Origin of the sequence: Leclercia sp. S52 (assembly GCF_039727615.1) — a bacterium.
Taxonomy (GTDB): domain Bacteria; phylum Pseudomonadota; class Gammaproteobacteria; order Enterobacterales; family Enterobacteriaceae; genus Enterobacter; species Enterobacter adecarboxylatus_B.
Genome location: NZ_CP152474.1, coordinates 199774 through 215187 on the forward strand (window position 1 = coordinate 199774; position 15414 = coordinate 215187).

General features: G+C 54.0%; 13 protein-coding genes and 5 tRNA genes. 17 read left to right on the plus strand and 1 reads right to left on the minus strand.

Annotation, left to right across the window (positions count from 1 at the left end):
- The first annotated feature begins 126 nt into the window (after positions 1–126).
- The 8 genes from AAHB66_RS00930 to dppF all read left to right on the plus strand — a co-directional run bounded on the left by AAHB66_RS00930 (position 127) and on the right by dppF (position 9809).
- Entirely contained in the window at positions 127–1329 is a 1203-nt protein-coding gene (locus AAHB66_RS00930; protein WP_347114895.1) for an MFS transporter, read from the plus strand.
- A gap of 267 nt (positions 1330–1596) precedes the next feature.
- Entirely contained in the window at positions 1597–3288 is a 1692-nt protein-coding gene (eptB, locus tag AAHB66_RS00935; protein ID WP_347114896.1) for a kdo(2)-lipid A phosphoethanolamine 7''-transferase, read from the plus strand.
- A 91-nt stretch (positions 3289–3379) separates the two neighbouring features.
- A tRNA-Pro gene (locus AAHB66_RS00940) sits at positions 3380–3456 on the plus strand.
- A 648-nt stretch (positions 3457–4104) separates the two neighbouring features.
- Entirely contained in the window at positions 4105–5712 is a 1608-nt protein-coding gene (gene dppA, locus AAHB66_RS00945; RefSeq protein WP_347114897.1) for a dipeptide ABC transporter periplasmic-binding protein DppA, read from the plus strand.
- Positions 5713–5873: 161 nt separating this feature from the next.
- Positions 5874–6893 (plus strand): dipeptide ABC transporter permease DppB, encoded by a 1020-nt coding sequence (gene dppB, locus AAHB66_RS00950; protein ID WP_333852808.1) that lies wholly within the window; start codon positions 5874–5876, stop codon positions 6891–6893.
- A 9-nt stretch (positions 6894–6902) separates the two neighbouring features.
- Complete coding sequence (dppC, locus tag AAHB66_RS00955; protein WP_347114898.1) at positions 6903–7805, plus strand: dipeptide ABC transporter permease DppC; 903 nt, start codon at positions 6903–6905, stop codon at positions 7803–7805.
- 10 nt (positions 7806–7815) lie between these two features.
- Positions 7816–8799 (plus strand): dipeptide ABC transporter ATP-binding protein, encoded by a 984-nt coding sequence (gene dppD, locus AAHB66_RS00960; protein ID WP_347114899.1) that lies wholly within the window; start codon positions 7816–7818, stop codon positions 8797–8799.
- Positions 8796–9809: a dipeptide ABC transporter ATP-binding subunit DppF gene (dppF, locus tag AAHB66_RS00965; RefSeq protein WP_347114900.1), complete on the plus strand. Its 1014-nt coding sequence runs from the start codon at positions 8796–8798 to the stop codon at positions 9807–9809. Before dppD ends, dppF begins: the two co-directional genes overlap by 4 nt.
- 50 nt (positions 9810–9859) lie before the next feature.
- On the opposite strand, the gene coaA is transcribed toward dppF, so the two are convergent.
- Positions 9860–10810 carry a type I pantothenate kinase gene (coaA, locus tag AAHB66_RS00970; protein ID WP_347114901.1) on the minus strand — a complete coding sequence of 317 codons (951 nt, stop codon included), beginning with the start codon at positions 10808–10810 and terminating at the stop codon, positions 9860–9862.
- Positions 10811–11147: 337 nt separating this feature from the next.
- Between coaA and AAHB66_RS00975 the strand changes: the two genes are divergently transcribed.
- The 9 genes from AAHB66_RS00975 (at position 11148) to rplA (ending at position 15345) form a co-directional block, all read left to right on the plus strand.
- Positions 11148–11223: transfer RNA gene (locus AAHB66_RS00975), tRNA-Thr, on the plus strand.
- An 8-nt stretch (positions 11224–11231) separates the two neighbouring features.
- Positions 11232–11316: transfer RNA gene (locus AAHB66_RS00980), tRNA-Tyr, on the plus strand.
- A gap of 117 nt (positions 11317–11433) precedes the next feature.
- Positions 11434–11508, plus strand: a tRNA-Gly gene (locus tag AAHB66_RS00985).
- Between the two features lie 6 nt (positions 11509–11514).
- Positions 11515–11590: transfer RNA gene (locus AAHB66_RS00990), tRNA-Thr, on the plus strand.
- A gap of 118 nt (positions 11591–11708) precedes the next feature.
- On the plus strand, positions 11709–12893 hold the full coding sequence (tuf, locus tag AAHB66_RS00995) for an elongation factor Tu (protein ID WP_142487803.1): 1185 nt from the start codon (positions 11709–11711) through the stop codon (positions 12891–12893).
- 230 nt (positions 12894–13123) lie between these two features.
- Positions 13124–13507: a preprotein translocase subunit SecE gene (gene secE, locus AAHB66_RS01000; RefSeq protein WP_003862342.1), complete on the plus strand. Its 384-nt coding sequence runs from the start codon at positions 13124–13126 to the stop codon at positions 13505–13507.
- A gap of 1 nt (position 13508) precedes the next feature.
- Entirely contained in the window at positions 13509–14054 is a 546-nt protein-coding gene (nusG, locus tag AAHB66_RS01005) for a transcription termination/antitermination protein NusG (RefSeq protein WP_003862341.1), read from the plus strand.
- Positions 14055–14208: 154 nt separating this feature from the next.
- The gene (rplK, locus tag AAHB66_RS01010; RefSeq protein ID WP_032615878.1) at positions 14209–14637 is read left to right on the plus strand and encodes a 50S ribosomal protein L11; all 429 of its coding nucleotides are present in this window, start codon (positions 14209–14211) and stop codon (positions 14635–14637) included.
- Positions 14638–14640: 3 nt separating this feature from the next.
- On the plus strand, positions 14641–15345 hold the full coding sequence (gene rplA, locus AAHB66_RS01015) for a 50S ribosomal protein L1 (protein ID WP_142487804.1): 705 nt from the start codon (positions 14641–14643) through the stop codon (positions 15343–15345).
- Positions 15346–15414 lie beyond the last annotated feature (69 nt).

The following is a 15414-nucleotide window of genomic DNA, read 5'->3' on the forward strand; positions in this document are numbered from 1 at the left end:
TTCCTGATTTTTGGCATTTCATTCCAGCGCCTCTGCATTTCATGCCGTTTTACCCCTGTTCATGTGGGGTTTTGGTTATCGTTGTCAGCAGTGAATTTCCCTTTTTTCTGCTGCAGGACAACTGCCATGAACACTTCAACTTACAACCGCACCCGCTGGCTGACCCTTATCGGCACCATCGTGACCCAGTTTGCCCTGGGTTCAGTCTATACCTGGAGCCTGTTTAACAGCGCCCTCTCCGATAAACTCGATGCCCCGGTCAGCCAGGTGGCCTTCTCCTTTGGCTTGCTGAGCCTGGGGCTGGCGCTCTCATCGTCCGTGGCCGGTAAATTACAGGAACGCTTCGGCGTGAAACGCGTCACCATGGCCTCCGGGATTTTGCTGGGGGTCGGCTTCTTCCTGACCGCCCACTCCAGCAACCTGATGATGCTGTGGCTGAGCGCCGGGGTGCTGGTGGGTCTGGCGGACGGCGCGGGCTATCTGTTGACCCTGTCGAACTGCGTGAAGTGGTTCCCGGAGCGTAAAGGGCTGATCTCCGCCTTTGCCATTGGCTCTTATGGTCTCGGCAGCCTGGGCTTTAAGTTTATCGACAGCCATCTGCTGGCCACCGTCGGTCTGGAAAAGACCTTCATGATCTGGGGCGCTATCGTACTGGTGATGATCCTGTTCGGCGCCACCCTGATGAAAGATGCTCCTCAGCAGGAAGTGAAATCCGTTAACGGCGTGGTGGAGAACGACTTCACCCTGGCCCAGTCCATGCGTAAACCGCAGTACTGGATGCTGGCGGTGATGTTCCTGACCGCCTGTATGAGTGGTCTGTATGTGATTGGCGTGGCGAAGGATATCGCGCAGGGGATGGTGAAACTGGATGCCGCAACGGCGGCTAACGCAGTCACCATCATCTCCATCGCCAACCTCTCTGGCCGCCTGGTGCTGGGGATCCTCTCCGATAAAATCGCCCGTATCCGCGTCATTACTATTGGCCAGGTGGTGTCGCTGGTGGGGATGGCGGCGCTGTTATTCGCCCCGCTTAACGAAGTGACCTTCTTTGCCGCTATTGCCTGCGTTGCATTTAACTTCGGCGGCACTATTACCGTCTTCCCGTCGCTGGTGAGTGAATTCTTCGGTCTGAATAACCTGGCGAAAAACTACGGCGTTATTTATTTAGGATTTGGTATCGGCAGTATTTGCGGCTCGCTTATTGCTTCGCTGTTCGGCGGCTTTTATGTCACCTTCTGCGTTATATTCGCCCTGCTGATCCTCTCTCTGGCGCTTTCCACCACTATTCGCCAGCCGCAGCGCGAAATATTTAAGGAAGCGCATGCCTGATTAAAATACCCTCTAAGGGCCGGATATTCCGGCCTTTTTTTGTTTCTGCAATCCGTAAAGCACAGGCCGAAGGTATGTCATCGGACTTGTTTTTTTGTAAATATTTGCAGGGATCACATTCTCTGCTGCCACTTTTTCTTTTCCCTGTGGTCTACTTACCGCGCTTAAAGACGTTTCCGATAACTGTCCCCTGAGCAATGAAATATCCTGTTCACTTTTTGACCAAGAGTGAAGCGGCTCTACTTTACCTTTTTCCAGGTTGCATTAATGAAATATATCAAAGCGATGACGCAACAAAAGCTCAGCTTTTTGCTCGCGTTGTACATCGGTCTGTTTATGAATGGCGCAGTTTTTTTCCGTCGGTTTGATGGTTATGCGCAAGATTTTACCGCCTGGAAAGGAGTCGCTGCGGTCGTTGAACTGGTGGGCACTGTGCTGGTCACCTTCTTTTTGCTGCGTCTGCTGTCGCTGTTTGGACGGCGGATCTGGCGCGTACTCGCCACGCTGGTGGTGCTGTGCTCGGCAGGTGCCAGCTATTACATGACCTTTATGAACGTGGTGATTGGCTACGGCATTATTGCCTCGGTAATGACCACGGATATCGATCTCTCGAAAGAGGTGGTCGGTATACACTTTATTCTCTGGCTGGTTTGCGTCAGCATCCTGCCGCTGCTGCTTATCTGGAACAACCGCTGTCGCTATACGTTATTGCGCCAGCTGCGTACGCCAGGGCAGCGCATCCGTAGCGCCGCGGTAGTGGTGCTGGCGGGTTTGATGGTCTGGGGGCCAATCCGTCTCCTGGATCTGCAGCAGAAGAACGTTGAGCGTACCTCCGGCGTGGATATGCCGAGCTACGGCGGCGTGGTGGCGAACTCCTATCTGCCGTCCAACTGGATCTCCGCGCTGGGGTTATATGCCTGGGCGCAGGTGGATGAGTCTTCCGATAATAAATCGCTGATGAACCCGGCGAAGAAGTTCACCTATCAGGCACCGTCTGATATCGACGATACCTACGTGATCTTCATTATTGGCGAAACCACGCGCTGGGATCATATGGGTATGCTGGGCTATGAGCGGGATACCACACCGAAGCTGGCGCAGGAGAAAAACCTCGTCGCCTTCCGCGGTACTTCCTGTGATACCGCCACCAAGCTCTCGTTGCGCTGCATGTTCGTGCGTGAGGGTGGGGCGAGCGATAACCCGCAGCGGACGCTGAAAGAGCAGAACGTCTTCTCGGTACTGCGTCAGTTGGGCTTTAGCTCCGACCTCTACGCGATGCAGAGCGAGATGTGGTTCTATAGCAACACCATGGCCAACAATATCGCCTACCGCGAGCAGATTGGCGCCGAGCCGCGTAACCGCGGTAAGAGCGTGGACGACATGCTGCTGATCGACGAGATGCAGCGCTCCCTGCAGGGCAACCAGAACGGTAAGCACATGATCATCCTGCATACCAAAGGGTCGCACTTCAACTACACCCAGCGTTATCCGCGCAGCTTCGCGAAATGGACGCCGGAGTGTAAGGGCGTGGATAAAGACTGTAGCAAAGCGCAGCTGATCAACTCCTACGACAACTCGGTGACCTACGTGGATCACTTTATCGACAGCGTGATTGACCAGGTGCGCGATAAGAAGGCGATTGTCTTCTACGCTGCCGACCACGGTGAGTCGATTAACGAGAAAGAGCACCTGCACGGTACGCCGCGCAAGATGGCTCCACCGGAGCAGTTCCGCGTGCCGATGATGGTGTGGATGTCCGACAAGTATCTGGAGAACCCGGAGAAAGCCAAAATGTTCGCGCATCTTAAAGAGCAGGCGGATATGAAAGTGGCGCATCGTCATGTGGAGCTGTACGACACGATCCTCGGTTGCCTCGGTTATACCTCGCCAGACGGCGGGATTAACGAGAATAACAACTGGTGTAAAGTGCCGGACGGCGCTGCGAAAGCCGCAAAGTAACAGGCCTGGCGAGTTTATAACCGATCGAAAGGCTTTTGCAAAATAAGGGATTGACGGAGGCAGAGCGTAGCAGTAAGATGCGCTCCGCATTCGGCGAGTAGCGCAGCTTGGTAGCGCAACTGGTTTGGGACCAGTGGGTCGGAGGTTCGAATCCTCTCTCGCCGACCACATTCGAAACCCCTGCTCTTTGAGCAGGGGTTTTTTTGCATTTATCGTCCGCAGAAATTCATCGCATTAAAGCCTTATCTTCCCAGACGTCTTAAAATACGGTTTACCTCTCGTTCCCCCCTGCCTGTTAACGTTTTTGTGACATATTCCATTGTATTTTTTTATATATGGAATGATCTTTTTTCGCGTTGCTTATGGATAACCTCAGCATTTTCCGCTGTGCGTTTTAACGTTCATGGCATTTAGTGCGCAGATAATCGCCATTCCGTAAGAAAATTTACCCCGGTTGAATAAATGTTAATCACTGGTTGTAGCAGAATGAACAGAGAGTTGTGCTGCATCATGGCGGGTAGCATAAATTTCCCTGCTGAAAATACGCCTCGGTAGTTTTTTTAATCTTTGTTTGCCAATTCTCACACTTAGCGTAAATCCCCGTCACCTGTATTGACGTTTTCACATTCTGTTGACAGATTGTAGGGCACGAGGGGCAATTCAGGGAGGATCTGCGCTGCAACTCAGTCGCTCTTCTGAAAGGAATCTCCATCCCTTATAACGCCTCAGGGCAACACCGACCGGACCGGGTAAAAAATAAATTAAAGGTCAGGCGGAGTAACACAACAAAAAACATCACATTGGAGCAGAATAACAATGAGTATTTCCTTGAAGAAGTCAGGGATGCTGAAGCTTGGTCTGAGCCTGGTGGCCATGACCGTCGCAGCAGGCGTACAGGCAAAAACCCTGGTCTACTGTTCTGAAGGCTCGCCGGAAGGCTTTAACCCACAGCTCTTTACCTCTGGTACGACGTACGACGCCAGCTCTGTACCCATTTATAACCGTCTGGTTGAATTCAAAACCGGCACCACGGAAGTTATTCCGGGTCTGGCTGAGAAGTGGGAAATCAGCGAAGACGGTAAAACCTATACCTTCCACCTGCGTCCTGGCGTGAAGTGGCAGGACAGCAAAGAGTTCAAACCAACGCGCGATCTGAATGCAGACGACGTGGTGTTCTCCTTCGATCGTCAGAAGAATGCCCAGAACCCGTACCATAAAGTCTCTGGCGGCAGCTATGAGTACTTCGAAGGGATGGGCCTGCCAGACCTGATCAGCGAAATCAAAAAAGTGGACGACAACACCGTTCAGTTCGTGCTGACTCGTCCTGAAGCACCGTTCCTGGCTGACCTGGCCATGGACTTCGCCTCTATTCTGTCAAAAGAATATGCTGACAACATGCTGAAAGCCGGCACGCCGGAGAAAGTTGACCTGAACCCAATCGGTACCGGTCCATTCCAGCTGCAGCAGTATCAGAAAGACTCCCGTATTCTCTACAAAGCGTTCGAAGGTTTCTGGGGCACCAAGCCGCAGATCGACCGTCTGGTCTTCTCCATCACGCCTGACGCCTCCGTGCGTTACGCCAAGCTGCAGAAGAACGAGTGCCAGGTGATGCCGTACCCGAACCCGGCTGACATCGCGCGCATGAAGCAGGACAAAAACATCAACCTGCTGGAGCAGGCGGGTCTGAACGTCGGCTATCTCTCCTTCAACACCGAGAAGAAACCGTTTGATGACGTGAAAGTGCGTCAGGCGCTGACCTACGCGGTGAACAAAGAAGCGATCATCAAGGCCGTTTATCAGGGCGCTGGCGTTGCCGCGAAGAACCTGATCCCACCAACCATGTGGGGCTACAACGACGATGTGAAAGACTACAGCTACGATCCTGAGAAAGCGAAAGCGCTGCTGAAAGAAGCCGGCCAGGATAAAGGCTTTACCGTTGAGCTGTGGGCGATGCCAGTACAGCGTCCTTACAACCCGAACGCGCGCCGTATGGCCGAGATGGTTCAGGCTGACTGGGCGAAAATCGGCGTTCAGGCCAAGATCGTGACCTACGAGTGGGGCGAGTACCTGAAGCGTGCTAAAGCCGGTGAGCACCAGGCGGTGATGATGGGCTGGACCGGCGATAATGGGGATCCGGATAACTTCTTCGCGACCCTGTTCAGCTGCGCCGCGGCGAAAGACGGTTCTAACTACTCTCGCTGGTGTTACAAGCCGTTTGAAGATCTGATTCAGCCAGCGCGTGCTGCAGAAGATCACAACAAACGTATCGAACTGTACAAACAGGCTCAGGTTGTGATGCATGACCAGGCGCCAGCACTGATCGTGGCTCACTCAACCGTGTATGAGCCAGTGCGTAAAGAAGTTAAAGGCTATGTGGTTGATCCACTGGGCAAACACCACTTCGAAAACGTGTCTGTTGAATAATAAGTAGGGTGTTCTCCCTCTCCCTTTGGGAGAGGGCAGGGGTGAGGGTCGTGCATGCATCCCCTCACCCTAACCCTCTCCCAAAGGGAGAGGGAATTTACATTTGTGAGCAATACAGACGTCGCGCCTCCAGGCGTACGTCATTAGAGAGAATCCGGGTTATGTTGCAGTTCATCCTCCGACGTCTGGGACTTGTTATCCCCACGTTTATCGGTATCACCCTTCTCACCTTTGCCTTCGTCCATATGATCCCCGGTGACCCGGTCATGATTATGGCGGGTGAGCGTGGAATTTCTCCTGAACGTCATGCGCAGCTGTTAGCCGAACTGGGGCTGGATAAGCCGATGTGGCAGCAGTATCTCCACTATATCTGGGGGGTGATGCATGGTGATTTAGGTATTTCGCTGAAAAGCCGTCTGCCGGTGTGGGAAGAGTTCGTACCACGATTTAAAGCAACGCTGGAACTCGGTGTCTGCGCCATGATTTTTGCCGTCGCCGTGGGTATCCCGGTGGGCGTGCTGGCTGCGGTAAAACGTGGCTCTATCTTCGATCATACCGCCGTTGGCCTGGCGCTGACCGGCTACTCCATGCCTATCTTCTGGTGGGGCATGATGCTGATCATGCTGGTATCGGTGCAGTGGAACCTGACCCCCGTCTCCGGACGCGTCAGCGATATGGTCTTCCTCGATGACTCCAACCCGCTGACCGGCTTTATGCTGATCGACACGGCCATCTGGGGTGAAGAGGGCAACTTTATCGATGCGCTGGCGCATATGATCCTGCCAGCCATGGTGCTGGGTACGATCCCGCTGGCGGTTATCGTGCGTATGACCCGTTCTTCGATGCTGGAAGTGCTGGGTGAGGATTACATCCGTACCGCCCGCGCCAAAGGCCTGACCCGCATGCGGGTGATCATCGTTCATGCTCTGCGTAACGCCATGCTGCCGGTCGTCACGGTTATCGGCCTGCAGGTGGGGACGTTGTTGGCAGGGGCGATCCTGACCGAAACCATCTTCTCCTGGCCGGGCCTGGGGCGCTGGCTGATTGACGCACTGCAACGCCGTGATTATCCGGTGGTGCAGGGCGGTGTACTGCTGGTGGCGACGATGATTATCCTCGTCAACCTGCTGGTCGATTTGCTGTACGGCGTGGTGAACCCGCGTATTCGTCATAAGAAGTAAGGGGCCATCATGTCACACGTTTCTGAAAACAAAGTTGTCGCTGCACCGGTGCCAATGACGCCGCTGCAGGAGTTCTGGCACTACTTCAAACGCAACAAAGGCGCGGTTGTCGGTCTGGTGTATGTCACCATCATGATCCTTATCGCCGTATTTGCCAACGTGCTGGCGCCGTATAACCCGGCGGACCAGTTCCGCGACATGCTGCTGGCACCGCCGGCCTGGCAGGAGGGCGGAACATTCGCCCACCTGTTAGGTACCGACGACGTAGGCCGCGATGTGCTGTCGCGTCTGATGTACGGTGCGCGTCTCTCTCTGCTGGTGGGCTGTCTGGTGGTCGTGCTCTCGCTGGTCCTAGGGGTTGTTCTCGGCCTGGTCGCGGGTTACTTCGGCGGTCTGGTGGATAATACCATCATGCGTATTGTCGACATCATGCTGGCCCTGCCGAGCCTGCTGCTGGCGCTGGTACTGGTGGCGATCTTTGGCCCGTCAATCGGCAACGCCGCTCTGGCCCTGACCTTCGTGGCGCTTCCTCACTACGTGCGATTAACCCGTGCGGCGGTGCTGGTGGAAGTGAACCGTGACTACGTTACTGCGTCTCGCGTGGCGGGTGCGGGCGCGATGCGTCAGATGTTCGTCAATATTCTTCCAAACTGCCTTGCGCCGCTGATTGTTCAGGCGTCGCTCGGTTTCTCTAACGCCATTCTCGATATGGCCGCTCTTGGCTTCCTTGGCATGGGTGCGCAACCGCCAACACCGGAGTGGGGCACCATGCTCTCCGACGTGTTGCAGTTCGCGCAAAGCGCCTGGTGGGTTGTGACCTTCCCGGGTCTGGCGATCCTCCTGACGGTGCTGGCATTTAACCTGATGGGTGATGGTCTGCGTGATGCACTTGATCCCAAACTGAAGCAGTAAGAGGCACGAGATGGCGTTATTAAATGTAGATAAATTATCGGTGCACTTCGGTGACGTGGGCTCCGAGTTTCGCGCCGTAGATCGGGTCAGCTACAGCGTAAATCAGGGTGAAGTCGTCGGCATCGTGGGTGAGTCAGGTTCCGGTAAATCGGTCAGCTCGCTGGCGATCATGGGGTTGATTGATTACCCAGGCCGCGTAATGGCGGAAAGCCTGGCGTTCAACGGTCAGGATCTGAAGCGTATCTCTGAAAAAGAGCGTCGCAATCTGGTCGGCGCCGAAGTGGCGATGATCTTCCAGGATCCGATGACCAGCCTCAACCCATGCTATACCGTCGGTTTCCAGATTATGGAAGCGATTAAGGTGCATCAGGGTGGGAATAAGAAAACCCGCCGTCAGCGGGCGATCGACCTGCTGACCCAGGTGGGTATTCCTGACCCGTCCTCGCGCCTGGATGTCTATCCGCACCAGCTGTCCGGTGGGATGAGCCAGCGCGTGATGATTGCCATGGCGATTGCCTGTCGTCCGAAGCTGCTGATTGCTGATGAACCAACGACCGCGCTGGACGTGACCATTCAGGCGCAGATCATCGAGCTGCTGCTGGAGCTGCAGCAGAAAGAGAACATGGCGCTCATCCTGATCACCCATGACCTGGCGTTAGTGGCCGAAGCGGCGCATAAAATCATCGTGATGTACGCCGGACAGGTAGTGGAAACCGGCAGCTCGCACGATATCTTCCGCGCCCCGCGTCATCCTTATACCCAGGCGCTGCTGCGCGCGCTGCCGGAGTTTGCCCAGGACAAGGCGCGTCTGGCGTCGCTGCCGGGCGTGGTTCCGGGTAAATACGACCGCCCGACCGGCTGTCTGCTGAACCCGCGCTGCCCGTATGCCACGGACAAATGCCGCGTTGATGAGCCGGAGCTCTATACTCTCAGCGACGGCCGTCAGTCTAAATGTCACTACCCACTCGATGACGCCGGGAGGCCCACACTATGAGTACGCAAGAGGCCACCATGCAACAGCCGCTGTTGCAGGCTATCGATCTGAAAAAACACTACCCGGTGAAGAAGGGGCTGTTTGCCCCGGAACGCCTGGTGAAAGCGCTGGACGGCGTCTCCTTTACCCTGGAGCGCGGCAAAACGCTGGCGGTGGTAGGGGAGTCCGGCTGTGGGAAATCCACCCTGGGCCGTCTGCTGACTATGATTGAAACCCCGACCGGGGGTGAGCTGTACTATCAGGGGCAGGATCTGCTCAAGCACGATCCCGACGCGCAGAAGCTGCGTCGCCAGAAAATCCAGATTGTGTTCCAGAACCCGTATGGTTCCCTGAACCCGCGTAAGAAAGTGGGGCAGATTCTGGAGGAGCCGCTGCAGATTAACTCCACGTTGAGCAAAGAGCAGCGTCGCGAGAAGGCGCTGGCGATGATGGCAAAAGTGGGACTCAAGACCGAGCACTACGATCGCTATCCGCATATGTTCTCCGGCGGCCAGCGTCAGCGTATCGCTATCGCCCGTGGCCTGATGCTCGACCCGGACGTGGTGATCGCCGATGAACCGGTCTCCGCGCTCGACGTGTCCGTTCGTGCGCAGGTGCTGAACCTGATGATGGATCTGCAGCAGGATTTAGGCCTGTCGTACGTCTTCATCTCTCACGACCTGTCGGTGGTAGAGCACATTGCGGATGAAGTGATGGTGATGTATCTGGGGCGCTGCGTGGAGAAGGGGACGAAAGATCAGATCTTTAATAACCCTCGCCATCCTTATACCCAGGCGCTGCTCTCAGCGACACCGCGCCTGAACCCGGACGATCGTCGGGAACGCATTAAGCTGACCGGCGAGCTGCCAAGCCCGCTCAATCCGCCGCCGGGCTGTGCCTTCAACGCCCGTTGCCGTCGTCGCTTTGGACCCTGCACCCAGCTACAACCGCAGTTGAAAGACTACGGCGGTCAACTGGTGGCCTGCTTCGCTGTCGATCAGGATGAAAACGGCGAAAAGCCTCTGGCGTAAGTCATAAAAAAACCGGCGATAAGCCGGTTTTTTATTGGGACAATACAAGACTATTTCCGTAAACGAATCTGGTCGACAGCGTGTTTCTCACTCTTGGTGAGGATCAGGCTGGCGCGCTCGCGCGTTGGCAGAATGTTCTCTTTCAGGTTCACGTAGTTGATCTCATTCCATAGCGACGTCGCCACATTAACGGCCTCGTCTTTCGAGAGCTGGGCGTAGTTATGGAAGTAAGAGTCAGGATCGGTGAACGCTCCTTCGCGGAACTTAAGGAAGCGATTGATATACCAGTTCTGCAGCAGATCTTCCGGCGCATCGACGTAGATAGAGAAATCGACAAAGTCAGAGACAAAAACATGATGCGGATCGTGGGGATAATCCATTCCGCTCTGCAGAACGTTTAACCCTTCCAGAATCAGGATGTCCGGCTGCACCACCGTTTTATCCCCGTCAGGGATGCGGTCGTAAATCAGGTGCGAATAGACCGGCGCCGTCACGTTTGGTACGCCGGACTTCAGGTCCGACACGAATTTCACCAGACGATGCATATCATAAGAGAGCGGGAAGCCCTTCTTCTTCATTAGCCCGCGTTCCTTTAACACCTCGTTAGGGTGCAGGAAGCCGTCGGTGGTGATCAGCTCCACGCTGCGGTGTTCCGGCCAGCGGCTCAGCAGCGCCTGCAGAACACGTGCGGTGGTGCTTTTACCCACGGCGACGCTGCCGGCAATACTGATGATATAAGGAATGCGCTGCCCGTTAGTACCGAGGAACTGCTCCAGTACGGCCTGTCGGCGGAGGTTGGAACTGATATAGAAATTCAGCAAACGCGATAGAGGCAAATAAATTTCAGCCACTTCTTCAAGCGACAGGTCTTCGTTTATCCCTTTTAGCCGTGCGATTTCGCCTTCCGTTAAGGTCATGGGGACGGAGTCACGCAGAGCAGCCCACTGGCTGCGGCTAAACTGGAGATAAGGCGTCATTAACGTTTGCTCTTTTTTGCTCATAAGCATGCTTGAGTGAGGCGTCTTATCCCACAGTAGAGGTTAGCCGTGCGGGGTAGGGCACATCACATAATAGTTAATTTTGGACAATGCGCAGGAGGTTAACATCAGATGGGCCGAATAATAAGAAAAAATATGGCCCGGTGTTGCGTTAAGCGGGAATCGTCACAGACCGGGTTTGCCCCCTTTTCAGGGCTGTAAATGATGAATATTTGCCCGCATTTGCCTGGAATTACAGCGTTATTCGCTCTTCTCGCACAAAATGTGAGCGAAAGAACGATTTATGCAAATTTTTAGTTGCATGAACCTGCGGGTCTCCCTAAAATGCGCGCTACTTGATGCCGACTTAGCTCAGTAGGTAGAGCAACTGACTTGTAATCAGTAGGTCACCAGTTCGATTCCGGTAGTCGGCACCATCAAGTCCGGTGGGGTTCCCGAGCGGCCAAAGGGAGCAGACTGTAAATCTGCCGTCACAGACTTCGAAGGTTCGAATCCTTCCCCCACCACCACTTTCTGGCAGCGTTAGCGCCGCCGGAGCTGGTTGAAAAAATTAGCCAGCTCGAACTTAAAAAGAGAGAAATCTCTTTTTTTGTTACAGAAAGAACTGGGTAGCCGAGTTTCAGGATGCGGGCATCGTATAATGGCTATTACCTCAGCCTTCCAAGCTGATGATGCGGGTTCGATTCCCGCTGCCCGCTCCAATACGTGCTGATATGGCTCAGTTGGTAGAGCGCACCCTTGGTAAGGGTGAGGTCCCCAGTTCGACTCTGGGTATCAGCACCACTTCACTTCTCCCTCCCGTTTCTCTCTGTTTCAATTTAAATGTATTCAACAGTTCAGGCATTTCGCCTGGTTGATGTGGTGATATCACCGATTTATCCGTGTCTTAGAGGGACAATCGATGTCTAAAGAAAAGTTTGAACGTACAAAACCGCACGTTAACGTCGGTACTATCGGCCACGTTGACCATGGTAAAACAACGCTGACCGCTGCAATCACTACCGTACTGGCTAAAACCTACGGTGGTTCTGCTCGTGCATTCGACCAGATCGATAACGCGCCAGAAGAAAAAGCTCGTGGTATCACCATCAACACTTCCCACGTTGAATATGACACCCCGACTCGCCACTACGCACACGTAGACTGCCCGGGCCACGCCGACTATGTTAAAAACATGATCACCGGTGCTGCGCAGATGGACGGCGCGATCCTGGTTGTTGCTGCGACTGACGGCCCTATGCCTCAGACCCGTGAGCACATCCTGCTGGGTCGTCAGGTAGGCGTTCCTTTCATCATCGTGTTCCTGAACAAATGCGACATGGTTGATGACGAAGAGCTGCTGGAACTGGTTGAGATGGAAGTGCGTGAGCTGCTGTCTCAGTACGACTTCCCGGGCGATGACACCCCAATCGTTCGCGGTTCCGCGCTGAAAGCGCTGGAAGGCGAAGCAGAGTGGGAAGAGAAAATCATCGAACTGGCTGGCTACCTGGATTCCTACATCCCAGAGCCAGAGCGTGCGATTGACAAGCCGTTCCTGCTGCCTATCGAAGACGTATTCTCCATCTCCGGCCGTGGTACCGTTGTTACCGGTCGTGTAGAGCGCGGTATCGTTAAAGTTGGCGAAGAAGTTGAAATCGTTGGTATCAAAGAGACTGCCAAGTCTACCTGTACCGGCGTTGAAATGTTCCGCAAACTGCTGGACGAAGGCCGTGCCGGTGAGAACGTTGGTGTTCTGCTGCGTGGTATCAAACGTGAAGAAATCGAACGTGGTCAGGTTCTGGCTAAGCCAGGCTCAATCAAGCCGCACACCAAGTTCGAATCTGAAGTGTACATCCTGTCCAAAGACGAAGGCGGCCGTCATACTCCGTTCTTCAAAGGCTACCGTCCACAGTTCTACTTCCGTACTACTGACGTGACCGGTACCATCGAACTGCCAGAAGGCGTTGAGATGGTAATGCCAGGCGACAACATCAAGATGGTTGTTACACTGATCCACCCAATCGCGATGGATGACGGTCTGCGTTTCGCAATCCGTGAAGGCGGCCGTACTGTTGGCGCGGGCGTTGTTGCTAAAGTTCTCGGCTAATTGCTGATAACATTTGACGCAATGCGCATGAAAAGGGCATCATTTGATGCCCTTTTTGCACGCTTTCGAACCAGAACCTGGCTCATCAGTGATTTTATTTGTCATAATCATTGCTGAGACAGGCTCTGAAGAGGGCGTTTTAGTCCGAAACGCAACAGAGCATTTCGGTTTGGTTCGCCTCGCTATCGCGGGGTGAAAATGTTTGTAGAATACTTCTGACAGGTTGGTTTATGAGTGCGAATACCGAAGCTCAAGGGAGCGGGCGCGGCCTGGAAGCGATGAAATGGGTAGTGGTAGCCGTATTGTTGATCGTGGCAATCGTTGGCAACTACCTTTATCGCGACATGATGCTGCCGCTACGCGCGCTGGCAGTGGTAATTCTGATTGCTGCAGCGGGTGGTGTCGCGCTGTTGACGACCAAAGGTAAAGCGACCGTCGCTTTTGCCCGCGAAGCGAGAACCGAAGTCCGTAAGGTCATTTGGCCGACTCGCCAGGAAACATTGCACACCACGCTGATTGTAGCTGCGGTTACCGCTGTAATGTCACTGATCCTGTGGGGACTGGATGGTATTCTGGTTCGCCTGGTATCCTTTATCACTGGCCTGAGGTTCTGAGATGTCTGAAGCCCCTAAAAAGCGCTGGTACGTCGTTCAGGCGTTTTCCGGTTTTGAAGGCCGCGTAGCAACGTCGCTGCGTGAGCATATCAAATTACATAATATGGAAGAGTTGTTTGGCGAAGTTATGGTTCCGACCGAAGAAGTGGTCGAGATCCGTGGCGGCCAGCGTCGCAAAAGCGAACGCAAATTCTTCCCGGGTTACGTGCTTGTTCAGATGGTGATGAACGATGCAAGCTGGCACTTAGTGCGTAGCGTCCCGCGCGTAATGGGCTTTATCGGCGGCACGTCTGACCGTCCGGCGCCAATCAGCGACAAAGAAGTTGATGCGATTATGAACCGCCTGCAGCAGGTTGGTGATAAGCCGCGTCCTAAAACGCTGTTTGAACCGGGTGAAATGGTTCGTGTTAATGACGGTCCGTTTGCTGACTTTAACGGCGTGGTTGAAGAAGTGGACTATGAGAAGTCCCGCCTGAAAGTTTCCGTTTCTATCTTCGGTCGTGCGACCCCGGTAGAACTGGACTTTGCCCAGGTAGAAAAAGCCTAAGCAGCGATCAAAAAAGCGACGATTTAATCGTTGCACAGGGCGCGAGATTGGACTACAATTTCGCGCCTTTTGTTTTTATGGATTGCATCCGTAAAACGAATTTTATCACGGGGAGCCTCCTTGAGGCGCTAAAACCCAATCAGAGGATTTTACAATGGCTAAGAAAGTACAAGCCTACGTCAAGCTGCAGGTTGCAGCTGGTATGGCAAACCCAAGTCCACCAGTTGGTCCAGCTCTGGGTCAGCAGGGTGTTAACATCATGGAATTCTGTAAAGCGTTCAACGCCAAAACCGAATCCCTGGAAAAAGGTCTGCCAATCCCAGTCGTAATCACTGTTTACGCTGACCGTTCTTTCACTTTCGTTACCAAGACCCCGCCGGCAGCAGTTCTGCTGAAAAAAGCGGCTGGTATCAAGTCTGGTTCCGGCAAGCCGAACAAAGACAAAGTGGGTAAAATTTCCCGCGCTCAGCTGCAGGAAATCGCGCAGACCAAAGCTGCCGACATGACTGGTTCCGACGTTGAAGCGATGACTCGCTCCATCGAAGGTACTGCACGTTCCATGGGCCTGGTAGTGGAGGACTAAGAAATGGCTAAACTGACCAAGCGCATGTCCGTAATCCGTGGCAAAGTTGATGCGACCAAACAATACGACATCAACGAAGCAATCGCTCTGCTGAAAGAACTGGCTACCGCTAAGTTCGTAGAAAGCGTTGACGTTGCTGTTAACCTCGGTATCGATGCTCGTAAATCCGATCAGAACGTTCGTGGCGCAACTGTACTGCCACACGGTACTGGCCGTTCCGTACGCGTAGCTGTATTTGCTCAGGGTGCAAACGCTGAAGCTGCTAAAGCTGCCGGCGCTGAACTGGTAGGTATGGAAGATCTGGCTGATCAGATCAAGAAAGGCGAAATGAACTTTGACGTTGTTATTGCTTCCCCGGATGCAATGCGCGTTGTTGGCCAGCTGGGCCAGGTTCTGGGTCCACGCGGCCTGATGCCAAACCCGAAAGTTGGTACCGTAACCCCTAACGTTGCTGAAGCGGTTAAGAACGCTAAAGCAGGTCAGGTTCGTTATCGTAACGACAAAAACGGCATCATCCACACCACCATCGGTAAAGTGGACTTTGACGCTGACAAACTGAAAGAAAACCTGGAATCTCTGCTGGTTGCGCTGAAAAAAGCAAAACCAACTCAGGCGAAAGGCGTGTACATCAAGAAAGTTAGCATCTCCACCACCATGGGTGCAGGTGTTGCAGTTGACCAGGCTGGCCTGAGCGCTGCTGCAAACTAATGCCTTTACGTGGGCGGTGGATTTGTCTACAATCTTACCCCCACGTTTGCTAACAATAGTTAGCGGCTA